The organism is Nocardioides malaquae (assembly GCF_015070385.1).
Lineage (GTDB): Bacteria > Actinomycetota > Actinomycetes > Propionibacteriales > Nocardioidaceae > Nocardioides > Nocardioides malaquae.
The window spans coordinates 1-254 of the sequence record NZ_JADCSA010000749.1; the positions used below are offsets into that span (position 1 = coordinate 1).

At 32.3% G+C, this 254-nt stretch carries 1 protein-coding gene; it reads left to right on the plus strand.

The genetic code is table 11. The annotated features are described in order from the left end of the window. A partial coding sequence (locus tag IEQ44_RS18710; protein ID WP_193639453.1) for a tubulin-like doman-containing protein occupies positions 1 to 254 on the plus strand: 254 nt, incomplete at both ends.

The following is a 254-nucleotide window of genomic DNA, read 5'->3' on the forward strand; positions in this document are numbered from 1 at the left end:
GGAACAGGTAGTGGTACTTTTTTAGATATGGCATATATTGTTAAAGAGGTTTCCAAAGGAATTAATTCCAGTGTTGGAGTTTCAACCATTGGATTTGCCATTTTACCTGATGTTTTCAACTCTATGATGAATGGTCCAGCAATGGCAAACGTTTTACCAAATGGATATGGAGCATTACATGATTTAGATTATCTAATGCATCATAATTACGACAAAAAGCCATTAGAAATAAAATACGCAAATAAAACTATTAA